The following is a 25936-nucleotide window of genomic DNA, read 5'->3' as shown; positions in this document are numbered from 1 at the left end:
TTATAAATGATTGTATTTAACGAAGATGGCTGTATTAAATGCGGAGCATGTGAAGGTACTTGCCCTACATCAGCTATTGATGTAACACCAAATGCTATTATTCACTGTGACACTTGTGGTGGAGAACCTAAATGTGCGGATGTTTGCCCTAACGGAGCATTAAAAGTTGAAATGTACGAAATTGCTGAAGGCGTTGAACAAGCAAGATTAGTATTCAACTCAATATTATGCGATTCCTGTGGTAAATGTGAAGAAGTTTGCCCACAAGAAACTATTAAAGTCACTGGTGCTAAATTAAAAGAAGTTGAAGGATTCTGTGTAATGTGTCAAAAATGTGTTGACATTTGCCCAGTAGATGTAATTGGAATTCCTGGTGTTGTTGAACCTAAAGAGTATGAACTTGATCTTAAAGGAAAAGGACCTGTTTACATCAACAATTGTGTCGGATGTGGAACTTGTGTAGATCCTTGTCCTGTACATGCTATTACTCTTGAGGAAGTGGGAAGTCCTATTACTGTAAATGATGATTGTATTAGATGTGGTTTATGTTCACAAACATGTCCTTGGAATGCAATTTTCATTTCCGAGAAAAAACCTGTTAAACGTTCAAAAGAAATCAAATCATTTACCTTTAATTCAGCTAAATGTATTGGATGTAACACTTGTGTTGAAGCATGTCCTGGAGATTTCATTAAAGCTAATGGCGGAAATTTAACTGTAATGATTCCAGAAATTTGTGCTGCATGTAGTTTATGTGTAAAACTTTGTCCTGTTGACGCATTAGATATTGATGTTGAATGGGGTGAAGGTTCTCCTGTCGATGCTGAAGGTCTTGGTTGGGATTCAGAAAAATGTGAATTCATTGGTGCATGTGCTAATAAATGTCCTACTGAAGCTATCCGTGTAATTACCAAAACTGGTATGTCATGCCCAGCTTTAGTCGAAACTGATTCAGATCCATCATTTACTAGTTGTATAAGATGTGGTGCTTGTGCTTCTATTTGTCCTAATGATGCATTATCTGTTGGTTCTATTGAATTGGAAATCAATGGTGAAACTGTATCTAGAGACAGAATAGAATTCAACCCATCTAAATGTGATCAATGTGGTGACTGTATAGAGACTTGTCCATATGATATGTTACATAAGTCAGAAAATCCTAAATTACCAATTGCTGGATTTTGTACTTTATGTGGTCAATGTATGGAAGCTTGCCCAGAAAATGCTTTATGTTATAAATAGGTGGAAACACACACCTATTTATTATTTTTTTTAAAAATTAGTTATATTTTATCCATTACTATTTTACCCTTGACTATTGTCATTATTGGCAATCCTTGATATTCCCATCCATCAAATGGAGAGTATTCTGCTTTTGTTTTAAATTCACTGATGTTAAATTTACCTTTTCTCTTCAAATCAATTATTGTAAAGTCGGCATCGTAACCTATGGCTAGTTTTCCTTTTGTGTTTAATTCATAGATTTTAGATGCATTTTCACTAAAAATTTTCGGTATTGTTTTGAAATCTATATTTCCCTTGTTCACTTCCGTTAAAAGAAGTGGGACTACAGTTTCAAGATTCGGTATTCCTGGAGAGGATTCCCAGATTCCTTTTGTTTTATCTTCAATTGTGTGGGGCGCATGGTCAGTTCCGATTATTGAATTTTCGTCTAAATCATTAATGTTTACACTATCTTTTTCTGGTCTAAGTGGAGGATTGGTTTTTGTGAAGGTATCATATAGATTATATGCGGCATTGTCTAGTAATAGGTGGTGGGGAGTAAATTCCCAACTTATAGGTATGGTTTTGCTTACACTTTTTGCTAAGTTTAGGGCTTTACTTGAGCTTAGATGGCAAATATGCAATCTTAAATCATTATCCTTTGCAAGTTCGATTGCTTGTTTTACAGATTCATCTTCAGCTTGTGAAGGTCTTCCATATGAATAATCAATAGCTTTATTTTCTCCTTTTTCTTGTAATTTTCGAGTTTCTACATCAACAATGGATTTTTTCTCACAATGTGTTGCAACTAAACCGTTATAATCGGTAGTTTCTTTTAATATGGATAAATCATGGAATATTTTTCCTAAGCTTTCATCGCTTTCCAAATCCATAAATACTTTTACCGAAATCGGATTTAACTCCATCATCTTTTTCATTTCTTTTAATGAATTTGGACCTATCTGAAGTTCAAAATTAACTACAGATTTACTTTGGGCAATCTTAATTTTTTCTTTTAATGCGGCGTATGTATTTGTTTTAGGAATTGTATTTGGCATGTCAATAACTGTTGTAAATCCGCCATTTGCTGCAGCTAAACTTCCAGTTTTAAAATTTTCTTTTTGAGTTAATCCAGGATCTCTAAAATGTATATGGGGATCTATAAATCCCGGAAGGACATAATTGTTTTTAACATCAAGTACATCATCCCCTTTTATGGGTGTTTTTGAAATGCCGGTTATTTTTCCATCTTCAACTTTAATAAAACATTCCCCATTTTCATCAACTAATCTGCAATTCTTTAAAATTAAATCCATGTTGGTCACCTTATTGTTTCTATTTGTTGTTCTTATTTTTAAAACATAACTTTTTTTAAATTTAAAAATAAATTTTCTATTATGTCTCAAGTTTCCAGTATTCTCAAACGTGATATGGAATTATTTTATAATGATTTGGAATGCGATTGTAAAATTTCAGATAGCACTTGTGATACGATTTTAGTTTCAGATTTCACAGAGTATAATCCTTTACATAATGGTCATTTTCATTGTATGAAAACTGCTAAAAGCATGTTTCCTAAATCATTATTTGTAGCTATTGTTCCAGGTCTCTTTGAGAGAAGTGGTAGAGGAATCCCATATATATTGCCTAGGGAAATTAGGGCAGAAATTGCAATTTCAGTTGGTGCAGATATTGTAGTTGAAGGTCCTCCCATGGGGATTATGGGGTCAGGTCAATATTCATTATGTCTTTGTAAAATGTTTCAAGCCTTAAACACGGATTATATTCCAAGAGGATATAAGGCAGTGGAAGGAATGGATGAAATATTAGATAGAATTAATATGGGGCATCACATCGCTTCAAAACCCTATAAAATTGTAGATAAAACCACTAAAGAAACCCTTATGGAGGGTAAACTTGAGGAAGATAATTATGTAATAACCTCTTTTTCAAATTCATTATCTAAAATAGGATTTGATTATGCTGATAAATTCATTTTTGTTAAAAGAATTGAAGGGGTAAGTGGCACTTTAATTCGTGAAAGCATCCTTCAAGATAATTTTGAGGGGGTGGTTGATATGATGCCTCAAAAAACAATTGAAGTGCTTAAAAGAGAAATTAGGAAAGGTTCCATAATTTACGGTATTCGTGATGTGGAAAAAATTCTAGATACTGCAAACAATTATTCCTTTGAAGAGTTAAGCAATCTAAATTTATTCAATGATAAATTAGCAGGAAAGATTATTGAAAATAGGCATCATGACAATTTAGAAAGTTTGGAAAACTCCATATTACAAGGATTTTCATCTCATTTCCACCAAAGAGTTTTAAGTATTTTGGAAAATCCGATTCCTAAAAAAACAATATCCACATACATTGACAGATATCCGGCAAATATCAGAGTATTAGATTATAAAAATGAAGATAGTTTAGAAAAATTTAAAGAAAAAGTCAATAATGAAAATATCATCCATTATTGAGGGCTTAAAATATTATTGATTACATTTTGAGGGTTTGAAAGTGCATATATTGCATCTATAAATGTTGAATAATATGTACTTAATGTAAATATGTAAATTAAATAGTAAATAACAATTAACACAACGAGAATCAATATAATTGTTAAAAGAATGTCAACAATGCCCATTGGCTCTTTTTCTTCTTGATAATTTAGATTATGGATATTGTCCTTACCTTTTTTATCTCTTTTAGATTTTTTGCCGCCTTGTTGTTCAGCTAAAATTTCAGCTCTAATCCTTGCTTCCATTTCTTCTGGAGTTTCTGGTCTGTTAGGTTTTTTTGCTGTTTTTTCTTTTAGAATTGGTTCTTCAGATTTAGGCCTGTACTGTCTTCTAGTTAAAGAACCGTATTCTTCCTCATCCTTAGCTAATTGTTCCCCTAAAGGCACATCATTTTCATCGAAGTATAAATCATCTAAATATTTTTCATATTTATCTTCTAATTCTATTCTTGCACTAGTTGGCTGAGGTTCGTAAGAGTGATCCGGATAAATAAATTCTTGCGAATTTGTATTTGGTGCAATATATTCGTTTTGAGTTATTTTAGGAGTTTCTTCTATCATCTGAGGAATAGGTTCATTTTCTTGTATATAAGATGATTCAAGACCTCCTGAATAAGCAATATCCTTTTTAATATTGTATGGAGAATCTTCAGGAATTTGTTTAATCTCATGGGTTGGTTGAACTTCTTTTTGAGGAGCATAAATTTCTTCTTCAGCCGGTGGTTGATATATATTTTCTTCAACTGGTTTTTTATTTAATCTTGCAGGTTCAGTTTTCACAGGTTCTTGACTGACAACTGATTGAGGTTGCTCTTTAGATTTGTTTTCAATTCCAAGACCTACAATTTTTTCTAAACATTCTTTACAGTATTCTTTTCCTGCAATTTCTAAACCACATTCTTTACAAATTGATTTTCCACATATAGCACAAGTATCTGTGCCCTCTCTGTCTGGATGATAATAACATTCCATAAATTTCACTCCCATAACGAATTAGTCATATTAAATCTAATATCTGTTAATCTATTTATATAAAAGTTTTTATTATTTGCTTTTTTCAACGATTTTTTCCACAACAATTTCAGAAGAAATTAAATCATCAACAGTTGCAAGAAAGCTACCTAATTTTTCACTTGTAATTTTATATTCAATTGAATTTCCAGTTAATTTTGATTCTAGATAGTCTTCATTGTCTACTTCCAGTGCAAATAGATAGTCTGGAGTTTAATATTAATGATTATCCTACTAAAACAGAGTTAACTAATTTATTATTAGAAAAAGCAGATAAAAATCATACTCATAAAATTTCAGAGATTACTGATTATAGTGTTGACACCAGTATGTCTGATAATAGTGTTAAACCGGTTCAAAATAAAATTATTAAATCTTATGTGGATTCTAATATTTCCAATGTAAAACAATCAATTCAGGATTCTAATACTGGTTTACCTTCCAAAGCGCCTCTGGTTCATACTCATACTAAATCGCAAATTACAGATTTAAACTCATTGGTACTGGGTGTGCGTTATACTGATAATACAACAGGGACATATAATTTATATGGTGAAGAGGTGATATCATGATTGATTTTACCCGAGCCAAAAATATAACATTAAACGGTAAAGACGTCAGGCAATTAAAAATAGGAGATACAATAATTTGGGAAAAATGGGTTCCAGAATCAATTACTTTAACCTCGGATAAAAATGTTGCAAGTCAAGGGGATACTGTAAATTTAACTGCAACTGTATTGGATAAATGGGGTAATGGTTGTCCAGATGAACAAGTGGACTTTATTATACTCGATAATATTCTTGTTGAAGAGCAATCCAATATTACATATGTTGAGGGGAATAATAATTTAACTTCTCATGACCTCTTTCCCGATGATAAAGTTACGATTAAAGTAAGTTCTGTTAGTGGGGATCCTCGATTTTTCCAAAGCGGTTATGATTCAGGTTATAGTTTTTCAGACTTGGGAATAGTTTCAGGTTCCGAAATCACATTAATTAAAAAAGATGCATATTCCACAGTGGTGGTTGATGGACAATCACATGAGTTGGCATTATGGAGTGCAAATTTAAGCGTTTATTTAGATTCAAGTTCATCATGTTCTTTGGATTCAATTAAACATACTCGTGATGAATTAATTGATTCTGGAGTTACTGACTCGAATGGTACTTGTAGCGTATCTTATTTGTTAAAAGATACGAACCCTTTAAATATAAAAGCAATTTCAAGTCAAATTGAAAGTAATGTCCTAAATTTAAATATTATATTATGGCAACCAAAACTAGATGGGTCTGATGCAATCACTAAATGGTCAAGTTTAACTAATAAAACTGAAAACGGAGTATTCACTAGTCATGGAAGTTATTTAACTGAAGGATGGGACAACACAGGATTATGGCAATTAGACGCAGATTTAAGTGCATCAAACGCAAATTATGTTGGAGCATTAATATGTCCTGTAGGCACAGAACCATATACTGACAGTAAACTACAAATCGCAAAATCATGGGAAGGAGGATCATTATGGTCTCCTCTCACTACTGTTGAAAACACATTCACGAAACGAATGTGCAGTAATAAAGGTAGTTTTTCTAATATTCACATAACTGTTAAAAAAACTGCCTCTGACACTATTGAAATCCTATCCAGTCACGACCCTACAGGCCATCTACTTATTCAAGACTCCAGAATTAATGATTATCCTCGTTTAAGCTTAGGCTCAAGAGATAATCCATGTGATAGAAATACAGGAGGATATTACATGTGGAGTAATATCCTTGTTAAAGCATTATAATTGTATTGCTTTAACATTCCGTATTCTACACGGACCAAAACTGGAAGAGTTATCATTATGTAATGCTCCACATGATAGTTGGAGGCAGTCTTGTAACCATGGCAGTTCTACTATACTATCTCTATTTAATTTTTCAGATATGCATCTTATATGAGTTTCATCTATTTTAACAACCTTCACATCAAACCACCCTACAGTTCCACTAGTATACGACGCATATGCTGGACCATTAGGCCATGAACCCCCCCAAGAGTTTAAGCGATTACCCCACACAGTTATATTTACTAATGATGAGAGGAATGTAATTCCTGTGTAGCGTATATTATCATGTTTAAATTCAAATGTGAGTTCCCATTTATTTGTATTTGGGAACCCTCCGTTTAATATGAATCCTTTACCTACTCCTTCTCCATTTGATTCAGAATATGAGAATAGTGCCCATGCGGTCCCTGTTTCTCCGTTTAAAGCAGGTTGCCATAATACATTATTTAAAATAATAATGTTACTTTTAATAGTACTACAGGAACAGTTTATATTTAAAGGGTTCGTATCTTTTAACAAACTACGTACAGTTCTTTCAGAAATATGTGCAATTAGAATTCAATGTTACTAATATTTCAATGAGAGGGTAACCAATCTCTCCAAACCATCACAAAATTTTAAAGGAAGTTAAAATATGAATAAACAAATACAAATACAAATAGACCACACAATCAGTCAAATACCCACCCCTGAAAAAATAACCCTTGTAAAAGTATATGATGACAACCATTATGCGGATGTCAAAACAGACAAGGATGAAGTAATAGAATATATTCCTATTATTGGAGGGCGGAAAATCGGCAATACTGGAATATTACTATACTTGAATAATGATTATACTCAACCAATCGCCATAATCGACACAATATAAAAAATAGAGGTGAGAATCCTATGATTAAATTTAGTAAAAATGAAATGAAAAAAACTGCAAAAATTTTAAGAAAAAGTATAGGTAAAAAATTACCCGACACCATTAAAATGGTAGACATGGCTAATAAAACCCATAAAATCAGTAAAGCACAATATATGAGTTTATTTGAATCACAAAACATATTCATAATGAAAAATGGCAGATATCCTAATTATGTGTCCTTGAATTCAACTGCAAATAATCCCCTTGTAATGGATTACCAAGACAATGGTTACACATGCGGACCCACCAGCCTAAGCATGGCAATACAAATGTGCTTCGATTACATTAGTGAAAAAAAATGTGCTAAAGCCTGCGGTACAATTATCGGTTCCGGTACTACACCTGACAAGTTAATTAATGGTGCTAAAAGTTTAGGGTATAATGTGACTCGTATTCCTAGAAGATTCAGTGCAGTTAAAAAAAGCTTACAAGCGGGAATGCCGGTAATAGCACATATCCAGACCCGACCTGCAACCTGCCTTGGATACACTGGAGACTATGGACATTACATATTAATCTATGGTTACACTAAAGAGGGTTACTATAAAATCGCAGACCCTACTAAAGGTATTAAAAAATGCAGTCTAAGTATATTGGATAAGGCTACTAATGGCCGTGATATTGGTTATTATAGTGTTAAACCGAGGTGATAAACTTATGAAGAATGTTTTAACACAGGAGGATATTGCTTATCGTGAACAAATACATTTACGAAACTTGAAAAGACGATATGCTAAACTTAGTCAATATCCTGAATTGACTGATGAGGCATTGAAAATCAGAAAAGAAATACAATCACTTGAATAAAACCATTTTTTTTTACTCGAGGACATAGGACTATTCACCATTGCAATAGTAGCAGAGAATGTGAAAATAAGGGGGATGTAAAACTAAAATATTAATTGATTTAAAACATCAGCCTAAAATATTTTAGAGTTTTTTATTATCCATTATAGAGAAATTATTATTCTTTTCTTACTTTTATTTCTTTTTTAGATTTGTTGAGTAAAATAAATAAAAGGTAATTCACTATTAATCCCAACTAGCAACAAATTGTTGTTAGTTGGGATTATTTTTTTTTAAAAACATATAATAATATAATTCAACATTTTAGGTTATATTATTTTTATATATTATGATTTTCAAAAATATTATCTGTACAAAGAGTAATGATTATTAAAGAAGTTAGTGTTGAAAAAGATAGTGAAATATTGTTCGTTTCATTATGTGCGAACTTTTATTTTTCATACTTTCACATTATCTGGTCAGGGTTTGAAAAATCAGATGCCTAACTTCGACTATAGAACAAAAATTTATTTATTCAATTAGAAGTAAAAATTTAAGGTAGGTGTAATTATGGAGTATGAAGTTAAAGTTATTCCAGAACAAAAATTGGGAGTTATTAATTGTAAAACTCCTATTTCAGATTTAGGTGTTTTCCTTTCCATGCTGATGGGATGGGTTGATGCTGAAGAGATTGAAACTGAGGGTGAACCATTTATTGTTTATTTCTCACCAAGACATGAAGTTAATCAAGGCGATGCAGTTTACGATGTTAGTATTGCAATTAAAGAAGATGCTGATGAGACCGATAAGATTCGTGTTGTTGATATGATTGCAAATAAAGTTTTAGCAGGTAAACATTATGGTCCTACAGATAATATTTTGGATACCTATGCCGAATTAGTTGAAGTCGCTCAAGAAAATCATTATGATATTATCGGATCTCCTAAGGAAGTTTTAGTTAGAAGTTTCCACAATTGTGATGATGAAAATGAATTTATAACTGAAATTCAATTGCCAATCATTGAAATGTAAGTGATAATATGGCTAAAAAAGAACTGGATATTGATGAGGAAATTAAAAGAATTGCCCGTCAATCCAACATAAATATGAGAAAATCCGAATATTCTTTTGATAAGCAATTAAATAGATTGGATAAAGAAATTGATAAGCTTTCAGATGATAAAATTAAAAGCTTTGATGATAATAAGAAGATGACTCATGATTATCTGGAGCTTGATTTTAGTCATGATACAGTTGATAGATATCGGGAAAAATTGAAAAAAATCTAATTTTTCTCAAAAAAACTTTTTTTTAAAATAATTCTATGAATTCGTTTAAGGGAATGGCTAGTGAAAACTTGCTAAATGGATTAATAGCTATTCCAAAATATTCTCCATCACTATCCTGAATTATTTCAGCTAAGTTTTCAGTATAAATATTGATTACATCAAATTCCACATTACTTTTAATAACTTCGTCTTCATCACTAAACAATGCTATAAATTGATTTTCATTATCATCAGGTATTTTCAATGGCTTAAAACGTAAAGGTTCTTCAATATTCTCAATGGTGCTGTTTTTAAGAGCATCTGCAGAAATAATTTCAATAGGCATTATCAATTGGGCTTTTTTTAATTCTTCAACTAATAATTCATCATCTTTAGAGCTTGCTTCACATTCAGGTATTGAAATTAATTCTTTAAGTTTTTCGTTCATTGTCCAACAACTCTTAAATTATGAACTAATAATTTTGGAATAATGTACGGTCCATATTGTTTGACTTCGGATTTCACTCCTTCAATTTCTTTCATAATTTCAAATACATTTCCAGAAATCATGGCTTTGTTGATAGGATCGCCCATTTCTCCATTTTCTATTTTAAATGCATTACTTGCTTCTACTGAAAAGTCTCCAGAAATGGGATTTGTAGTATGGGCTCCAAGCACACTGGTTGTTAAAACTCCATTGCTGATTTCAGACAAATCCTTCATTTCACTGAATTTAAATTCGAGGTTTGTTGGTGAAATCATTGGTGTTGATAAGTATGTTCCTCTAATTCCATTGGAAGTAGTTTTTACGCCTTCACGATTGGCAGTGTAGATGTCATAAATAAATGAGCTTAATCCACCCTCCTTAATTAGTGCTGTTTTTTGAGAAACACTTCCTTCTCCATCACATTTGGAGGTATACATTCCCTTTTCAAGTAATGGATTGTCAATAATGGATAATGTTGAATTTGCAATATTTTCCCCTAATTTATCTTTTAAGATTGATCTTCCTCTACTTACATTTTCACCATTAAAAGCACCTAAAAATGTTTGCAGAAGTCCAACTGCAGCATAATAATCAAGTACCACATCATAATCTCCAGTTTCAACAGGTTTTGTGTTAAGTGAACTTTTTGCAAGGTCACATACTTCATTAGCTAGTTTTTCACCATCTATATCAAAGAATCTTGATGATTTTGAGTTATAGGCAGTTGCAATTTCACCATCTTTTTGTATTGTTACAGATAAACCAAGACCAAATCCTGTTCCTTCATTTTCAATGGAGACATCATTTGAATTTATAATTAATGATTTTCCTTCACTTGCACTAAATCCAGAACCAGTTACTTCACATCCGCTTTCACCAGCAATTGCAATGGTATGTTTTAAAAATTCCACCATTTCATCAAGACTTAAATCTTTGAATTTATTGTCGTAAACTTTTTTTACTTCAGCTACTTTTTCAGCTTCCGCAAATGAATAATTCTCATCTATTTTTGTTAATTTAGTGTTATCAATAGCTTGCAACCCGGTTTCAGCTACTTTGTCCAAGTTTGAGGTAAATGCAAAACCTTGTTTATTGTCTTTTATAACTCTTACTCCAAGACCACGTTCAATTTCTTCTTTTGCAAAGTTTAATTCATCTTTAAGTGAATCTAATTGGATTGTTTTGCTTTCATCAATATAAATTTCGTAAGCATCACATTTGTTTTCAACAGCTTTTTTCACATCTTCTGCAATTTCATATATCATATTATCACTATAAGGCAAATTTCTCAATGGCTTCGGATACTCCATCACCGAAGAAATTTTCACAAGTATAAGTACTAATCTCTTTTAATTTGTCGTCTGCGTTTCCAACAGCTATTTTATATCCAACTTCTCTTAAAAATTCTTCATCATTTTGACTGTCCCCAATAGCCATTACATTTTTCATGTTTATTCCATTTCTTTCACATAAATATTTAAGGGAAGTTCCTTTATTAACACGTTTATCGGTAATGTGAAGTGCAAAACCACTATCGTAGATTTCAAGCTGATCACTATATTTAAAATCTTTTAGGGCATCTTCTAGTTCTTTTTTATAAATGGTTTTGTAAAATACGGTTTCTGTTAAACGGTACATATTATCGTGAGATGCATGTTCGTTAAATTTATCACCTAACTTTTCTTTTAAGTGATTTTCAGCGGAGGTTATAAAATCACGTTCTATCATGGTTTCAACAGCATTGTCATTTTGACCTTCCTTAAAAACGATTCCTCCGTTTTCTGCAATTAATCCTCCGCTGCATCCGATAAACACTTCTGCAGCATATGCAAAATTAACAACATTTCCGGTGACTATAATTGTTGGAATTCCCGCATCTTCAGCTTTTCTTAAAGCTTCGATTGCTGAGATGCATATTTGACGTTTCTCATCGGTTATTGTACCATCAATATCAACTGCTATTGCTTCAATTGTCATGTTATCCTCTTGAATATCTGTGGGCAATGTTACAAGTTCCTTCTTTGCTTACCATACATGCTCCGATTGGGTGAAGTGGGTTACATGCTTTTCTAAATAATGTACAATCATCAGGTCGTGCAAGACCTCTTAAAATCGGTCCACAAATACAGCCCTTTGGAGCTTCATTAACATCTTTAACTTCAATATCATATTTTTCACGGGCATTAAAGTCATCAAATTCTTTTTTAACTTCTAAAATCGAATTTGGCATTTTGGGAAATCCTCTCCATTCTCTAGATGTTACATCAAATACCTGATTAATCATATCTGTTGCAACTTCATTTCCTTCTTCTCTAACAGCTCTTTTATATTCATTTTCTACTTTCGGTGTTTCATTATGAATTTGTCTTAAGATCATATAAACTGACATTAATATGTCTAATGGGTTAAATCCGGCCACTACCTGTGGGATTCCATAATCTGTTGAGAAGTATTCGAATGGTTTAGTTCCAATTATGGTGCAGACGTGTCCTGGCTGGATTAAAGCATTTAAACTGGTCTCTCCGGAATTGATTAAAAAATCAATTGCCGGTGGGATTAATCTATGACAGGACAATACTGAGAAGTTTTCTGGAGGTGTTGAAAGTAATTCTGCAGCGGTTGTTGGTGCGGTCGTTTCAAAACCTGCTGAGATAAAAACAACATCATTGTCTACTTTTTCAGCTATTTCAATAGCTCTATTGATTCCATAAACTACTCTTACATCTCCACCTTCTGCTTTAGCATCTGCAAGTGATTTTTGTGAACCGGGAACTCTTAACATGTCCCCAAATGTGGTTACTGTAACGCCCTTATCAATAAGTTCCAGTGATTCATCAATTTCACGTGATGGAACTACACAAACGGGACATCCTGGTCCGGCAATTATTTCTACTTCTTCGGGAAGTAAACTCCTAATGCCGTTTTCCATGATGGTATGTTCATGTGAGCCGCAAACATGCATTATTTTAACTGGTGTAGCTAAATCATTTATTTTATCTAACAATTTTTTTGACATCTCTTTCATATTCATTATAGCACCGAAGATTTAATATTATATTATTATAATATTTAATATTGCATTAATTAAATTTTATTGTAATTTTTAAGGGATAGACATGTTTAACAATAATAAAATTTTAGTAGTTATTCCTGCAAGAGGGGGTTCAAAAGGTATTCCTCGTAAAAATATTCGTTTACTTGATAACAAGCCTTTAATCTCTTATTCCATCAATATAGCTAAATCTTCAGCATATGTTGATGATGTTGTCGTAACTACTGATGATTCTGAAATAGCATTATTATCTGAAAAATTTGGTGCAAGCGTTATAAGACGCTCTAAAGATTTGGCGAGGGATGAAATTCCACTTGATCCGGTTGTTTATGATGCTATGATTCAAAAAGAAAAACAGGCTTTTGATGAATATGATTTGGTAATCACACTTCAACCAACTTCCCCATTGTTAAAAACTTCAACTTTAGATATGGCTATTGAAAAATTTGAAGATTTTGGGATAGATAGTGTATTGTCTGTTGTAGATGATAGGCATTTAAGTTGGAGATATAATGAGGATAATCAGAGATATTTCCCAAATTATGTTGAGAGAAAAAACAGACAATATTTGCCAAAAAATTTTAGAGAAACGGGAGCAATTCTTGCAACCCGCAGACATTGCATGCATGAAGATTCACGTTTAGGAGTTAATGTTGACTTAATTGAAGTATCACGTGAAGAAAGTGTCGATATTGATAATTATGAAGATTGGTGGATTGCTGAGAATTATCTGCAGAAAAAAAGAATAGCTATTGTCGTAAATGCTTATGATGAAATCGGCACTGGCCATGTTTACAGGTGTTTGTCAATTGCCTCTAAACTGGTTTTCCATGATGTATTATTTTTCCTTGATGAATCTCATCAGTTAGGAATCGACATTGTAAATAATTATAATTATCCATTCACTACATATGATGGCAGTGATGATTTATTAAATAAGTTAAGACAATACTCTCCACAGCTTGTAGTTAATGATATTTTAGACACTACTCGTGAATATGTTACTATCTTAAAAAATAATGGTTATTTTGTAGTTAATTTTGAGGATTTGGGAACCGGTACGGAAGTAGCGGATGTGGTCTTTGATGCATTATATGAGCATGAGATTGGTGAAAAAAATGTTTTCACAGGTCATAAATATTATATTTTAAAAGATGAATTTTACTTTCAACCTCAAAAAATCATCACTCAAGGGGTTAACAACATTTTAATCACCTTTGGCGGAACTGACCCAAATAATTTCACAGAAAAGGTCATTGATTCAATTTTAACTACTAATTATGAGGGGAGAATTAATGTAATACTTGGATTAGGTTACAGGGATATTGAAGGACTTATTTCTAAATATGAACCTTATCCGTCAATTCAAATTTATAAAAATGTTTTAAATATTAGTGAATTCATGTTCAAAGCAGATATAATATTTACTTCTTCTGGCAGAACAATGTATGAGGTTTGTTCACTGGGTGTTCCAACAATCTGTCTGTGTCAAAATGAAAGAGAGTTAACTCATGTCTTTGCTAACAGTAGAAATGGTTTTATTAATCTGGGTTTGGGTGTTGATGTTGGAAGGCAAGAAATAATCGATGAATTCATTAATTTAGTTAATAATTATGATTTAAGAAGAGAAATGAATGAAAAAATGTTGGCTACTGATTTAAAAGACGGTTTTGAAAATGTTTGGTCTATTGTTCGTGAAGAATATCGCAAATTTGTCCTAGAGGTAAAACATGAAAATTTTTAAAAGATACCCATATTTAATAGCAGAAATCGGTGTTAATTTTTATGACATTGCTAAAAAAGAAGGAATGTCTGACATGGCCGCAGCTAAATTCATGATTGATGAAGCAAAAGAATGTGGTGTAGATGCAGTAAAGTTTCAATCATATAAAGCTGAAACAATAGCATCAAAAAACTCTCCTGCTTATTGGGATTTATCTGAAGAGCCGACTACTTCTCAATTTGAACTGTTTAAAAAATTTGATAAGTTCGGTGTTGGGGAATACAGGGAACTTGCAGAGTATTGTCAAAATATCGGAATCAACTTTTTATCCACTCCATTTGATTTTGAAGCCGTTGATTATTTGGATGAATTCATGGATGTTTATAAAATTTCCTCTTCTGATTTAACGAATATTCCATTTATTCAATATATTGCAACTAAAAACAAACCTATTTTACTTTCCACTGGAGCATCAACATTAAATGAGATTAAAGCGGCAGTCAATGCTATTGAAGAAGTTTCCACTGTCGATATTGCAATTATGCATTGTGTTTTATCGTATCCTACAGCATATGAAGATGCTAATTTGTTGATGATTAAAGATTTAGCTGCAAATTTCCCTGATTATGAAATAGGGTATTCTGATCACACAAAACCTGATAAGAATATGGATGTTTTAACAACCGCTTATAGTTATGGAGCCTCAATAATTGAAAAACATTTCACATTAGATAAAACACTTCAGGGTAATGATCACTACCATGCAATGGATCCTGATGATGTTATTAAATTCAAATGGAATGTTCATTTCTTATCAAAAATTAATGGTAAAAAGAATAAACAGCCATTAATTTGCGAATCTTCTTCCAGAAGACAAGCAAGAAGATCCATCGTTGCTGCAAATGATATTAATAAAGGTGATGTGATAGCTGCTGAGGATTTAACATTCAAACGTCCGGGAACTGGTATTTATCCTTCCGAAATTGACTATGTCGTTGGAAAAACTGCAAAGATAGACATTTTGGAAGATACATTACTTGATTTTGACATGTTGGAATAATTTGGTGTTTAAATGGTTAGTGTTCGCGATATCTGTGAGGCATTTTTTAGTCTTGAAGAGAAATATAATCTTAATTATCAGGAAATTCAAGGCTGTTTTGCTTGGCAATTAATTAGAATGCATCTCTATTATGATATCACACGAAAAACACAAATGTTTGGAGCACCCCAACAAAAATCTTTATCTCTTTTAGATAAGGTAAATTCATTTTTACCTTTTTTTAAAAATTCATTACTTCACAATCCTTTCACTGGAAAATACAATAAGGACATTTTAATTTTTGACCATCCCCGTAAGGTTATCTTTAATGACGGGTATTATGATATTTACAGTAACTTTTTAGTGGACTTTTTAAGTGATGACTATTCATTTGAGGTTTTGGAATCTCCTTATTTAAATCATCATTTCACACAAAAACAGGATTATATCTCATATACTGATGCGATTCAGTTAGGTTCTTATATTCACAAAAAGCTTAACAAGATAGAATTTAGTCAAAGTGAAAAGGAACTTATTTTAAAAGTTCAAAATGAACTTGAATCAATTTTTAACATTGAGCTTAATATTCCATGGATGTTAACAACACATATTTTAAATTTTCAATATGATTATAAAAAATATATTGAGTTGTTTAAAAAAAGAAATCCTAAAATGGTGTTTGTTGTTGTAGCTTATGAAAATCATCCTATTGTAGCCGCCGCTAAACATCTGGGCATTGAAGTCATTGAACTTCAACATGGAACCATTACTGATTATCATTTAGGATATTCTTATCCTGAAAAAACTAGATTAAATGGCGAAATTCCCTATTTCCCAGATAAAATATTGTCTTTTGGAGATTATTGGCTGAATGAGGATACTTGTCCGATTATCCAGGAAAATGTCATTCCTATTGGATTTTCATATTTCGAATCCCAATCTAAAGACTTCATTGGCATTGAAGCTATTGATAATCAAATATTGTTCATATCTCAGGGGGTAATAGGCAGATATTTATCAAAACTCGCAGTTGAATTTGCAAAAACTCAAAAGGATTTAAAAATTATTTATAAATTGCATCCTGGAGAATATGCAACTTGGAGAGAAAACTATCCTGAATTAGCTGAAGTTTCAAGTTCTCACAATTTTGAAGTCATCGATAATAGTGAAGTTCCTTTGTATAAGTTATTGGCGGAATCTAATTATCAGGTGGGAGCATTTTCAACAGCTATCTATGAAGGTTTGATGTTTAATTGCAAAACATTTATTTTGGATGTTCCGGGAGTTGAATATCTAAATGATTTAATTGAAAAGGGTTATGTTTTTAAAATTAGGGATGCTGATGATTTAAATGATAATTTAGATGAATTCAAACCAGCTGTTTATGATAAAAATTTCTTTTTTAAGAATTTCGATAAAGACCTGTTAAAGAGAGTGGTTGACAATGGATGAATATGTAAAATTCATCAAAAGAATTGGCATAGTGGGTATTGCAAATATATTAATATCTATCAGCGGATTAATATTCATTCCAATCATTACTAAGAGTTTTTCGACTGCGGATTATGGTGTTTGGTCTCAGGTAAATACGTTTGTATCTTTGGTTCCAAATATTGTTAATTTGGGTCTTCCATATACTATGGTGAGATTTTTAGCTGCTGAAAAGGACAAAACAATTATCAAGCAATCATTTTACTCAATGATGCTATTGGTTTTAGCGTCAACAATAGTCATGATTGTAGCATTGTCAATATTCTCAAACCAAATAGCTTTAGCTTTATTTGATGGAAGCATGCAGATAATGTACATCGTTATTGTGATGGCATTTTTCGCATGTTTAGATTTGATGTTATTGAGCTATTTTAGAACATTTCAGCAAATTACTCTTTATTCAACTTTCTTAGTGTTGCAGACTTATATTGGTGTGATATTAAGCATTATTTTAACATGGATGCATCAACCAATAGATGTGGTTGTTTTAGGGCGTTTGTCAGGTTTTCTTTTGGTATTTGTAGCAATGGCTATTTTAATTGTTAGGGATTTGGGTTTTACAACTAAACTTAAGAGTCTGAAGGATGAATTGAAATTTGCCATTCCTACTGTTCCGAATAATGTATCTTCATGGGTTGTTGATTCATGTGATAAAATAGTTATCGGTGTTTTTCTAGGATCTGCTGCTGTAGGATGTTATTCTCCGGGTTATTCGCTAGGAAATATTATACTGATGTTTTTAACTCCATTTGCAGTTTTACTCCCCGCGGTATTGCCTGAATATTATGAAAAAGGGGATATGGATAAGGTAGATACATTTTTAACTTATTCATTGAAATATTATCTTTTAATCACTATTCCTGCTACAGTAGGTTTAAGTTTACTTTCTAAACCGGTGCTTTATATTTTAACTACAACCATTATTGCAGATAGCGGATATTTGGTCACTCCAATGGTGGCTTTAGGTGCAATGTTTATGGGTATATACGGTATCGTGAATAACATAATCATTTTAGAGAAAAAAACAATGATATTAAGCCATATATGGATTACTGTAGCTATTTTAAATATTGTATTGAATATATTTGCAGTTCCATATATTGGAATTTATGGAGCAGGTATAACCACTTTAATTTGTTATTTCTTTGCATTTGTAATTACTTTAATTTATTCTAAAAGATATGCTCGCTTACCATTTGATTATAAATCAATAGCTAAAATAATAATTGCATCAGTTGTGATGGGTGTGTTTGTTGGCATTGCAAATCCAACGGGCATCATTAATATTGCAATCGTTGTTTTGGGGGCGGTTGTAATTTACTTTGCAGTGTTGTTCTTGTTAAAGGGAATAAATAAAAAAGAAATAGAGTTAATTCAAAGTATGGTGTAAGTGAATTTTATTAGTGGAATTTCCCTTCTTGTTTTAATTCTTCATAATGGTCAATATCGCGATGTTTAAAGACTTTTGCAGGATGGCCTCCGGCTATTGCATATTTTTCAACATCTTTAACTACGACGCTTCCTGCCTGAATAATTGCACCTTCACAAATCCTTACTCCGGGCAATATTGTCACACGATTTCCTAGCCATACATTATCTTCAATTATAACGTCTTTTGAGATAATTGTATTGTCATAGGGTATCGCATCACCATTATCATAATTGTGGATGCTTGTAATTATCATGCATTCAATGCCTGAATGGAAATTGTCCCCGATAATGACATTGCCGTTTCCTTGAATTTTCATTCCATTAAAATTAACATTATTTCTCAAAGTGGTTTTTGGTGTAACGTAACTTTCCCCATTTACCTTGAAGCCGCTACCATAACTTTTTGCAACTCTCTGGCATCTATGTTGATAAAATTTTTTCTTTAATTTATCAAAAATCATAATATCTAAAAAAAAAAGAAATTAAATTTCCGCAGAACAGTCTGCAGAATATTTATTAACTAAAACAGCACATTTGTCAATAGTTTCTTGGTCTAATTTAATAGTGCTATTTTTTATTTGATTTAATAATTCTTCAATGAATAAATCTTCATCAGTTAAAGGCATATTGATTACAACAACCTCATGGTTAATAAATCCAACTAATGGTTCAACAAAGCAATTTTTTATATTATTTTCGCTTAAAAAGTTAATTAAATCTTCCCCTAGGGACAATGCTTTTTGTTTTATTTTATTGTCTTGTGAAAACTTAGCCTGTTTAGTTGTATACCTGAACCTTCTTTCGCTTCCATAATTTGGAATTTCTTCAAGTTTATTTTCATCACTTTCACTAGAACCGATTAAATTTAAATTTTCATTTTCCGATTCTAATCTGAGTTTAGGATTATATTTTTGGGATAATAAAGCATAAATTCCAGTTGGACCAACAACTAAATGATTTATACCAGATGGAGCGGTTGGTATTTTAACATTGTAAAAGACATAGTATTCATTAGGAAGAGTCAATAAATGTTCCCGTATGATTCTTGATCTTTCTTCGGTTTGTTGAACGTCCCTAGTCTTATAAATTCCATAACATAATAAAATTACTCCAATAAATAATGTTATGATTCCCACACCACTGTTAATAGTTAATATTTCAATGATACTGCCTATAAAAATAAATGCTCCAATGATTAATATTGTCCGATTCATATCTATATTAACTTCATCATAATTTAATTCATCATTAAGTGAAGTTTCATTAGGCACTATTTCATCATTTTCAGGTTCTTTAATACTTATCCTATTGAGAAAACTTCCAGAACTCTTTTGTTTTTTTCCAGTATTGGGATAATATTTATCCATACTCTTAAAGAATTCTGTTTTAAGGAAATCCTTTAAAATATAATAATCATTTGTTTTTGGAATAGCAAATTCTTTTCCGAATTTAGATAAAACAGCATCAGGAATTGTAGTTCTTGCGGTTTTAATAAATGGTTCATCTTCAATTTCCTGTTCATTTCTCTCATCATGAGCTATCTGGAGCATACTTTCTTCTGAAAAGAATTCTCCAAGTTTGTCAGTAAATGATTTTAAAGAGTGGTCTTGTTCTTCATTTGTTATTTCTTCAGATGTTGGTTCGTTGACATTAGATTCCTGCTTTATGTTTTCAAGCTCTATTGTTCTCTCTTCAATATATTTATCCAATTCTTTATTCATGTCATCGTCTAAATATCTTAAAAATCCACCACAACTATCACATTCATAATCAAGTATGCTGTCGCTACTTTTAATTTTATATTTTAATCCGCAATCTTCACATTGAACAATATAGGAATTATCATATTTGAATGTATTAGTAAATGATTTGTTTTGCCTAATTTCACCATTAGAATAATTTTCTAAGTATTCTAAGTCACCTGCACATGAAGAACACTCAAATGTGGATATATCGTCATCATCATCGAGCTGGTATTTTGCACCACAGTTCTTACAGCATACAACTTTCATTATTATCCTCTTAAAATTGCTTTATGGTAATATTTTTTAATTTTTTTTATTATATATGTTTCTAATATTTATATAATGCAATTTTCATAAATGCTTTCAATTTGCTTAGAAACTTTATTCCAGTTATATTTCTCCTCGATAAGTTTTCTACCAGTTTTTTCAAATTCTTCAGATAATTTTTCGTTATTCAGTAATTTTTCAATACAATTACTCAAATCATCAGTATCAAATTCACATACAAGCCCCACAGAATCCTTAACCCATGTGTGGATATGATTATTTTTTGTTAAAATTAATGGCTTTGAACATGCCATTGCTTCAAGACCGCTGGTTGTAAATGATTCATAACGTGATGGCATGACAAATATGTCACAATCAATTAGTGCTTCAATTTTATTACTGCCAGTCAATACTCCGGGAAATATAACTTTTTCATTTAAGTCAAATTCGTTAATTAATTTCTCAACTTCCCCTTTAAAACCATAATCTCCACCAACTATTGCTAATTTGATATTGTCATTTGAAATCTGGTTAAAACTTTTAATTAACAAATCCAAACCTTTAATTTCATGAATTCTTCCTAAAAATAATATTAATTTATCATTTTCATCAATATTTAATCGGGATTTAAATTTGCCTTTCTCTGGAAAGTCAGTATAGTCCTCTAAATTTATGCCTAAGGGAACAATTTCAATATCTTCTTGTTTAATTCCCATTTTTAGATATTGTTCTTTTTCAACTTCTGTTAATGCAAATACTTTAGATGCATCGTGCAATATGTCAAATCCCCACACCTTATCGAAAATTTCTTTCATTTTTTCTTTTTGGAAAAATGGAAGAACAGACCCATGAGCTTGTAAAACATAAGGAATATTATTTTTTTTAGCATATCTGTGTGTCGCTATAGCTAAAGAGTGTCTGTGTTCATGTAGGTGGATTATATCAAAATTATTTATTGTTTTTTTAAGATATCTAATTAAAGAAATCGGCATGTCAATGGTAAGTTTTGTTTTAACACTATTTGAAATATTTCTAAAATAAAAAACCTTTATTCCATCAATATCCTCATTATAATTATTTTCAAGTTTAATTCGCTCTTGGCAGCTATCTGTAGTATAGACACACACGTCATGTCCATTTTCAACTTGTGTTTTAGCTATTTCATAAGCCGCATTTACAACTCCTCCAGCTGAAAAGCAAGGAGCAAAATATGTTACAACATGTAAAATATTCATATTAAACACTTTTTTTGTATAAATATAGGTTACCCATATTTTTTATTTCATCATAATTATTTAGATTGTCTAGCTGTTTATTTGAAATATAATATGTAACATTACTTTCATCAATTGCCGTTTGGTTACTGTTGACTATTCCAACTACATTTTCACCTAACCACCAGCTATATGGGCGGAGATTGTATGCTCCAATTGATACTGTGTCATAATGGGGGTCATTGTCAACAATATATTTAGACATCTCTTCAGGATGTCTAAATTCATCGTTTACATCAAATGTTGAGGTAAAAGCAAATGCCTGTATAATGAATAACACGATTAAAATTATAGGTATGAAGCTTTTGTTGATTTTAAGATGATTATGGATTTGAGTAATTCCCATTAAAATAAAGTAGATTGATGGTGGAAAGACAGGTAAGATATACCTATTGACTTTTATGCTATAATAACTGTAAAAAATAAAGTTGGTTAAAATCCAACCTGCCATAAAATATCCTGTTTTATTCTCATTATCCTTGCCCATTAAGAACAATGTAAGTAGAGATAAAAGTATTGTAATAAATGAACTAATATGTGAAAAAGTCGCGATTGTTATGATTATGAGGGTTATGACAATGCTATCTTTCTTATTGAGTTTTCTTTTATTGTCATACAACCATAATCCGGCACCGATTAGCAATATTGCAAAAATGGCCCATGATAATACTGTCGGATTTTCTAAAATAGGATTGCCTTTGATTATGGTGTGGGAATTAGATATGAAATTAGGCAAATTCATTAAATAATAGCTTTCATCTGCATTGTATGCTGGATCGAGCTCAGATCCTTGTTGTCCAGTAATGCCTGAAGATATTTGATATCCAGCACCAAATTGGCCACTGCCCATTATTAGAAGTATTGCAAGAACAATAACGCCCAGTATTGCTGCGATTTCAATGCCTTTTATTATATATTTCTTATCTTCCGACTCAATTTTAAATCCTTTTTCATAAACATAGTATAACATTATTGCAGGCAACACTATCATTACAGAATATCTTGTGAAAACTCCTAAAACAAATAGGGTAAATAGATATTTGTAAAATTTAGGGTTATTTTTAATAGCAATAATTGAAAATAACACAATCCAAATAGTCATTGTATTTGCAGGAATGTCTAAAGTGCCGTTTGCCAACCATGTTAGATAAAGTGTAGATGCGGAATAAATTATTGTTCCGGTCAAACTCATTGTTTCATTAAAATATCTCTTTAACAACAAGTAAAAACCGATATTTCCCAATATTGCAAAAGCTCCGGTTACGATATAAATTACAGTTCTATCAACAAAGCCCATTCTAAAGAAAATCGATGTTATAAAACAAATTACTGGAGATAAATAAATATTGCTTGTAGAATGTATATTTTTTCCGGTATAATAAATTGAATTTAGTAAATAAACATAAACATCAGAACAATAAATGCCGAGATTAATATTAAATTTAATATAGTATGCAACTAAAACAGTAGTGAAAATTGTGATAAATAATAAATAATATTTATCTTTTTGTTTTATATCCAAATCTTGTATCATTGCTTTTATTTTTTTAATATTTTTATATAAATATTAGATGGTTTTTAATTTAAAATGATCCAAAGATAAATGCAACAAACGCAATCAACATTCCAATTTTTAGATATTTGGCTACTTTAGCTGCAGTATTTCTGTTCTGTGATTTAATAATGGACATTGCACAGTAAAGAAACATTAAAACTGCAACTGCAATAACTACTAAATAATAAATTCCGAAAATGTGGTGGAAATAAAGTATGGGGCATAATGCAGAGTCAATGATTATTAAAATAGCTGCAATAAGTGCAGGAACTTTTTCACCGATTAATATTGGTAATGTCTTAGCTCCGTCTGCTTTATCACCTTCTATATCCTCAATATCTTTAACAATTTCACGTGCAGTTGTCATTACAAAAGCAAAGAAACCTAAAAATATTGAAGTCATCACAATACTTGGATTGTTTATTGTATATCCTCCGAAGACAAATCCAAACCCGGTCATGAATCCTACAGCTAAATTTCCAATTAAAGGTGTTGCTTTTAGTTTATAAGCATATAAATAAAGTATCACATCAGCTATTAAAACTATGATAAATGGAATCCAGTTGTTTGTCAAATAACTAATTGAAAATCCACATATTGTTCCTGCTAAAAATAAGAGATATGCATAATTTTTTCCTTTTCTTAAGGAAATTCTACCTGAAGGAATAGGTCTTTCAGGTTTATTAATTAAATCAATATCATAATCAAAACAATCATTGATAACGTTTCCCGCTGCGGTTTCAAAAAATACTGTTATAATTGCAAGTATTATGGGAATGCTGATAGTTTTATCAATAAGCGCAATCAAAACTATTGAAATTGCTCCCATAATTGCATTTCCCGGCCTCAAAATTTCAACATATGGATTCATATAATTTCCTCAAGAATTTTTGAAAAGTTCTTTGCAGTATTTTTTAAAGAGTAATCCTCTGCAAATTCATTTCCACTATATTTTAATTCGTTATTATAATATTTGGAATATTAATCATAAATAGCTTTTTTACATTCACTAACGCCGGATACATGATATCCAATATTTGTTTTTTCAATTAACTCTTTAAGGGATCCTTCTTCATATCCAATTGATAAAACTGGCTTTTTACATCCAATGCAATCATAGATTTTTCCTGGAATAAACATTTTTTCCGATTCGTTCATCCAGGAGATTAACAATAACACATCCGAGTTCATCTGGTGTTGCAGGACTTCATTTTGAGTTATTCTTCCATGAATATTAACATTGTCCTGAATATTGTATTTTTGAGAAAGTTCTAAAAGGTTTGTCTCATCTCCATAAAAATCAATAATAATTTTATCTTTTTCTATTCTGTTTTCATTTATTAATTGATTTATCGCATCAAATAATATTGATGGGTCTCTTTTTCCATTATAAAGGGAACCGGCATAGATCAAAGTTAATTTTTCGCTGTGTTCTGTCTGTTTTGCACTTTCAAAATCTATTGGGTCGAAACCCGAAATGACAGGAATAATCTTTTTGCTTGGATGGATTCTTTGCAATGTCTGTTTAGCTAATTCAGTAGTTGTAGTCAATACATCAACATTTTCAAATGTTTTCATCTCTAATCTTTTTTCAAATTGCCTTCGAATAATGTTGTGATTAATATAGGGGTTCAAATTCCATAAATCTCTTAAATCAGCTACCCATGGAATGCCATATTTTTCTTTTAAATCATGAGCTATGAGATGTGAGGTCATGGGAGATGAGGTTGACATTATTGCATCTATTTTTTCATTTTCGATAATTTCAGATGCCACTTCAGTTGCAGGTTTCTTCCAATATTTCATGCTGTCTGGATATGCGAATATTTCTCCTGCAAGGGATAATGCTTTAGACATGAATTTATTGGACTGATCATTACCACTCACTTCACGTTTTCTACCGGCATTATTTTTATTGGAAATGGGCATAAATTTTGAAATCATGTCTCGGTAATCGCTTTCAACAACTCTAACATTGTCAATCTGCACTGTTTCATTTGAAGTTCTAGGTACAATTACAATAGGTTGCCAGCCAAGTGTTGGCAGGTATTTTGCAACACCTCTTAATCTTTTTGATGCAATTCCGGTGTCATGATTATAATTAAATGCAACATAAATGACTTTTTTCATCTTCTCTCTCAGGTTGTCATTTTCTTTAAAAGTATTAATAACATGATTTTTTAGCTTAAAATACACTTTAAACATAATAACTGTTTTTATATTATAATTTTTTATTTGCAAATAATTTATATATTTAACTATTGGATTTTTTTTGTTCTTATTATTATCATGCTCTTTTCTTTAAAAAATTA

27 protein-coding genes are annotated in these 25936 nt (G+C 31.3%); 13 read left to right on the top strand and 14 right to left on the bottom strand.

The window, feature by feature from the left end; all coding sequences use genetic code 11:
* Positions 1–6 precede the first annotated feature (6 nt).
* A complete protein-coding gene (locus Q9968_RS07200; protein ID WP_305514908.1) occupies positions 7–1242 on the top strand; it encodes a 4Fe-4S binding protein in 1236 nt (411 codons plus the stop codon).
* 41 nt (positions 1243–1283) lie between these two features.
* On the opposite strand, the gene Q9968_RS07195 is transcribed toward Q9968_RS07200, so the two are convergent.
* Positions 1284–2540, bottom strand: coding sequence for a dihydroorotase family protein (locus Q9968_RS07195; RefSeq protein WP_305514906.1), 1257 nt, complete (start codon positions 2538–2540; stop codon positions 1284–1286).
* Between the two features lie 81 nt (positions 2541–2621).
* Between Q9968_RS07195 and Q9968_RS07190 the strand changes: the two genes are divergently transcribed.
* Positions 2622–3704 (top strand): nucleotidyltransferase family protein, encoded by a 1083-nt coding sequence (locus Q9968_RS07190; RefSeq protein WP_305514904.1) that lies wholly within the window; start codon positions 2622–2624, stop codon positions 3702–3704.
* Here Q9968_RS07190 and Q9968_RS07185 read toward each other — a convergent pair.
* Positions 3698–4717 (bottom strand): ATPase, encoded by a 1020-nt coding sequence (locus Q9968_RS07185; protein ID WP_305514902.1) that lies wholly within the window; start codon positions 4715–4717, stop codon positions 3698–3700. The genes Q9968_RS07190 and Q9968_RS07185 overlap by 7 nt on opposite strands.
* 72 nt (positions 4718–4789) lie before the next feature.
* Entirely contained in the window at positions 4790–4897 is a 108-nt protein-coding gene (locus Q9968_RS07180; protein ID WP_305515039.1) for a KEOPS complex subunit Pcc1, read from the bottom strand.
* A 17-nt stretch (positions 4898–4914) separates the two neighbouring features.
* Here Q9968_RS07180 and Q9968_RS07175 point away from each other — a divergent pair, with 17 nt between their 5' ends.
* Together Q9968_RS07175 and Q9968_RS07170 are read left to right on the top strand one after the other, a co-directional pair.
* The gene (locus Q9968_RS07175) at positions 4915–5328 is read left to right on the top strand and encodes a hypothetical protein (protein WP_305514901.1); all 414 of its coding nucleotides are present in this window, start codon (positions 4915–4917) and stop codon (positions 5326–5328) included.
* The gene (locus tag Q9968_RS07170) at positions 5325–6551 is read left to right on the top strand and encodes a hypothetical protein (RefSeq protein WP_305514899.1); all 1227 of its coding nucleotides are present in this window, start codon (positions 5325–5327) and stop codon (positions 6549–6551) included. The genes Q9968_RS07175 and Q9968_RS07170 overlap by 4 nt, the downstream gene beginning before the upstream one ends.
* On the opposite strand, the gene Q9968_RS07165 is transcribed toward Q9968_RS07170, so the two are convergent.
* Positions 6546–7112: a hypothetical protein gene (locus tag Q9968_RS07165; protein ID WP_305514897.1), complete on the bottom strand. Its 567-nt coding sequence runs from the start codon at positions 7110–7112 to the stop codon at positions 6546–6548. The two genes, Q9968_RS07170 and Q9968_RS07165, sit on opposite strands and share 6 nt — an antisense overlap.
* Before the next feature lie 115 nt (positions 7113–7227).
* Here Q9968_RS07165 and Q9968_RS07160 point away from each other — a divergent pair, with 115 nt between their 5' ends.
* The 5 genes from Q9968_RS07160 to Q9968_RS07140 all read left to right on the top strand — a co-directional run bounded on the left by Q9968_RS07160 (position 7228) and on the right by Q9968_RS07140 (position 9581).
* Positions 7228–7464 (top strand): hypothetical protein, encoded by a 237-nt coding sequence (locus tag Q9968_RS07160; protein WP_305514895.1) that lies wholly within the window; start codon positions 7228–7230, stop codon positions 7462–7464.
* 20 nt (positions 7465–7484) lie between these two features.
* Positions 7485–8156, top strand: coding sequence for a C39 family peptidase (locus Q9968_RS07155; protein ID WP_305514892.1), 672 nt, complete (start codon positions 7485–7487; stop codon positions 8154–8156).
* A gap of 7 nt (positions 8157–8163) precedes the next feature.
* Positions 8164–8313, top strand: a complete 150-nt coding sequence (locus tag Q9968_RS07150) for a hypothetical protein (protein WP_305514889.1) — start codon at positions 8164–8166, stop codon at positions 8311–8313.
* Between the two features lie 549 nt (positions 8314–8862).
* Positions 8863–9324: a GyrI-like domain-containing protein gene (locus Q9968_RS07145; protein ID WP_305514887.1), complete on the top strand. Its 462-nt coding sequence runs from the start codon at positions 8863–8865 to the stop codon at positions 9322–9324.
* Between the two features lie 8 nt (positions 9325–9332).
* A complete protein-coding gene (locus tag Q9968_RS07140; protein ID WP_305514885.1) occupies positions 9333–9581 on the top strand; it encodes a hypothetical protein in 249 nt (82 codons plus the stop codon).
* A 22-nt stretch (positions 9582–9603) separates the two neighbouring features.
* On the opposite strand, the gene Q9968_RS07135 is transcribed toward Q9968_RS07140, so the two are convergent.
* The 4 genes from Q9968_RS07135 to hypD are packed head-to-tail and all read right to left on the bottom strand — an operon-like array spanning position 9604 to position 13072.
* Positions 9604–10008: an SseB family protein gene (locus tag Q9968_RS07135; protein ID WP_305514883.1), complete on the bottom strand. Its 405-nt coding sequence runs from the start codon at positions 10006–10008 to the stop codon at positions 9604–9606.
* On the bottom strand, positions 10005–11312 hold the full coding sequence (locus Q9968_RS07130) for a TldD/PmbA family protein (RefSeq protein WP_305514881.1): 1308 nt from the start codon (positions 11310–11312) through the stop codon (positions 10005–10007). Before Q9968_RS07130 ends, Q9968_RS07135 begins: the two co-directional genes overlap by 4 nt.
* Before the next feature lie 7 nt (positions 11313–11319).
* Positions 11320–12024 (bottom strand): phosphoglycolate phosphatase, encoded by a 705-nt coding sequence (locus Q9968_RS07125; protein ID WP_305514879.1) that lies wholly within the window; start codon positions 12022–12024, stop codon positions 11320–11322.
* A gap of 1 nt (position 12025) precedes the next feature.
* The gene (hypD, locus tag Q9968_RS07120) at positions 12026–13072 is read right to left on the bottom strand and encodes a hydrogenase formation protein HypD (protein ID WP_305515037.1); all 1047 of its coding nucleotides are present in this window, start codon (positions 13070–13072) and stop codon (positions 12026–12028) included.
* Between the two features lie 91 nt (positions 13073–13163).
* Between hypD and Q9968_RS07115 the strand changes: the two genes are divergently transcribed.
* The 4 genes from Q9968_RS07115 to Q9968_RS07100 are packed head-to-tail and all read left to right on the top strand — an operon-like array spanning position 13164 to position 18742.
* Complete coding sequence (locus Q9968_RS07115) at positions 13164–14843, top strand: cytidylyltransferase domain-containing protein (protein ID WP_305514878.1); 1680 nt, start codon at positions 13164–13166, stop codon at positions 14841–14843.
* The gene (locus tag Q9968_RS07110; protein ID WP_305514876.1) at positions 14830–15882 is read left to right on the top strand and encodes an N-acetylneuraminate synthase family protein; all 1053 of its coding nucleotides are present in this window, start codon (positions 14830–14832) and stop codon (positions 15880–15882) included. The genes Q9968_RS07115 and Q9968_RS07110 overlap by 14 nt, the downstream gene beginning before the upstream one ends.
* A 12-nt stretch (positions 15883–15894) precedes the next feature.
* Positions 15895–17313: a sialyltransferase gene (locus tag Q9968_RS07105; protein ID WP_305514874.1), complete on the top strand. Its 1419-nt coding sequence runs from the start codon at positions 15895–15897 to the stop codon at positions 17311–17313.
* Positions 17306–18742, top strand: a complete 1437-nt coding sequence (locus Q9968_RS07100) for an oligosaccharide flippase family protein (protein ID WP_305514872.1) — start codon at positions 17306–17308, stop codon at positions 18740–18742. The genes Q9968_RS07105 and Q9968_RS07100 overlap by 8 nt, the downstream gene beginning before the upstream one ends.
* Before the next feature lie 10 nt (positions 18743–18752).
* Here the strand turns inward: Q9968_RS07100 and Q9968_RS07095 are convergent, their stop codons facing one another.
* The 6 genes from Q9968_RS07095 to Q9968_RS07070 form a co-directional block, all read right to left on the bottom strand.
* A complete protein-coding gene (locus tag Q9968_RS07095; protein WP_305514870.1) occupies positions 18753–19244 on the bottom strand; it encodes a DapH/DapD/GlmU-related protein in 492 nt (163 codons plus the stop codon).
* Positions 19245–19265: 21 nt separating this feature from the next.
* Complete coding sequence (locus Q9968_RS07090) at positions 19266–20795, bottom strand: NERD domain-containing protein (RefSeq protein ID WP_305514868.1); 1530 nt, start codon at positions 20793–20795, stop codon at positions 19266–19268.
* A 68-nt stretch (positions 20796–20863) separates the two neighbouring features.
* Complete coding sequence (locus Q9968_RS07085) at positions 20864–22030, bottom strand: glycosyltransferase (protein WP_305514866.1); 1167 nt, start codon at positions 22028–22030, stop codon at positions 20864–20866.
* Position 22031: 1 nt separating this feature from the next.
* On the bottom strand, positions 22032–23603 hold the full coding sequence (locus Q9968_RS07080) for a glycosyltransferase family 39 protein (protein ID WP_305514864.1): 1572 nt from the start codon (positions 23601–23603) through the stop codon (positions 22032–22034).
* 49 nt (positions 23604–23652) lie between these two features.
* A complete protein-coding gene (locus Q9968_RS07075; protein ID WP_305514862.1) occupies positions 23653–24495 on the bottom strand; it encodes a UbiA family prenyltransferase in 843 nt (280 codons plus the stop codon).
* 110 nt (positions 24496–24605) lie between these two features.
* Positions 24606–25754, bottom strand: coding sequence for a glycosyltransferase (locus tag Q9968_RS07070; protein ID WP_305514860.1), 1149 nt, complete (start codon positions 25752–25754; stop codon positions 24606–24608).
* Between the last annotated feature and the right edge of the window lie 182 nt (positions 25755–25936).

The organism is Methanobrevibacter sp. V14 (assembly GCF_963082475.1).
Taxonomy (GTDB): domain Archaea; phylum Methanobacteriota; class Methanobacteria; order Methanobacteriales; family Methanobacteriaceae; genus Methanocatella.
The sequence above is the reverse complement of the archived record's forward strand: the minus strand, read 5'-3'. Positions and strand labels throughout refer to the sequence as shown.

Coding starts and splice junctions, on each gene's coding strand:
- Q9968_RS07150 (WP_305514889.1), top strand. CDS start 8,164: ATGAAGAATGTTTTAACACAGGAGGATATTGCTTATCGTGAACAAATA.
- Q9968_RS07160 (WP_305514895.1), top strand. CDS start 7,228: ATGAATAAACAAATACAAATACAAATAGACCACACAATCAGTCAAATA.
- Q9968_RS07080 (WP_305514864.1), bottom strand. CDS start 23,603: ATGATACAAGATTTGGATATAAAACAAAAAGATAAATATTATTTATTA.
- Q9968_RS07075 (WP_305514862.1), bottom strand. CDS start 24,495: ATGAATCCATATGTTGAAATTTTGAGGCCGGGAAATGCAATTATGGGA.
- Q9968_RS07090 (WP_305514868.1), bottom strand. CDS start 20,795: ATGAAAGTTGTATGCTGTAAGAACTGTGGTGCAAAATACCAGCTCGAT.
- Q9968_RS07115 (WP_305514878.1), top strand. CDS start 13,164: ATGTTTAACAATAATAAAATTTTAGTAGTTATTCCTGCAAGAGGGGGT.
- Q9968_RS07110 (WP_305514876.1), top strand. CDS start 14,830: ATGAAAATTTTTAAAAGATACCCATATTTAATAGCAGAAATCGGTGTT.
- Q9968_RS07135 (WP_305514883.1), bottom strand. CDS start 10,008: ATGAACGAAAAACTTAAAGAATTAATTTCAATACCTGAATGTGAAGCA.
- Q9968_RS07085 (WP_305514866.1), bottom strand. CDS start 22,030: ATGAATATTTTACATGTTGTAACATATTTTGCTCCTTGCTTTTCAGCT.
- Q9968_RS07190 (WP_305514904.1), top strand. CDS start 2,622: ATGTCTCAAGTTTCCAGTATTCTCAAACGTGATATGGAATTATTTTAT.
- Q9968_RS07200 (WP_305514908.1), top strand. CDS start 7: ATGATTGTATTTAACGAAGATGGCTGTATTAAATGCGGAGCATGTGAA.
- Q9968_RS07070 (WP_305514860.1), bottom strand. CDS start 25,754: ATGAAAAAAGTCATTTATGTTGCATTTAATTATAATCATGACACCGGA.
- Q9968_RS07195 (WP_305514906.1), bottom strand. CDS start 2,540: ATGGATTTAATTTTAAAGAATTGCAGATTAGTTGATGAAAATGGGGAA.
- Q9968_RS07155 (WP_305514892.1), top strand. CDS start 7,485: ATGATTAAATTTAGTAAAAATGAAATGAAAAAAACTGCAAAAATTTTA.
- Q9968_RS07105 (WP_305514874.1), top strand. CDS start 15,895: ATGGTTAGTGTTCGCGATATCTGTGAGGCATTTTTTAGTCTTGAAGAG.
- Q9968_RS07095 (WP_305514870.1), bottom strand. CDS start 19,244: ATGATTTTTGATAAATTAAAGAAAAAATTTTATCAACATAGATGCCAG.
- Q9968_RS07145 (WP_305514887.1), top strand. CDS start 8,863: ATGGAGTATGAAGTTAAAGTTATTCCAGAACAAAAATTGGGAGTTATT.
- Q9968_RS07140 (WP_305514885.1), top strand. CDS start 9,333: ATGGCTAAAAAAGAACTGGATATTGATGAGGAAATTAAAAGAATTGCC.
- Q9968_RS07100 (WP_305514872.1), top strand. CDS start 17,306: ATGGATGAATATGTAAAATTCATCAAAAGAATTGGCATAGTGGGTATT.
- Q9968_RS07125 (WP_305514879.1), bottom strand. CDS start 12,024: ATGACAATTGAAGCAATAGCAGTTGATATTGATGGTACAATAACCGAT.
- Q9968_RS07185 (WP_305514902.1), bottom strand. CDS start 4,717: ATGGAATGTTATTATCATCCAGACAGAGAGGGCACAGATACTTGTGCT.
- Q9968_RS07170 (WP_305514899.1), top strand. CDS start 5,325: ATGATTGATTTTACCCGAGCCAAAAATATAACATTAAACGGTAAAGAC.
- Q9968_RS07130 (WP_305514881.1), bottom strand. CDS start 11,312: ATGATATATGAAATTGCAGAAGATGTGAAAAAAGCTGTTGAAAACAAA.
- hypD (WP_305515037.1), bottom strand. CDS start 13,072: ATGAAAGAGATGTCAAAAAAATTGTTAGATAAAATAAATGATTTAGCT.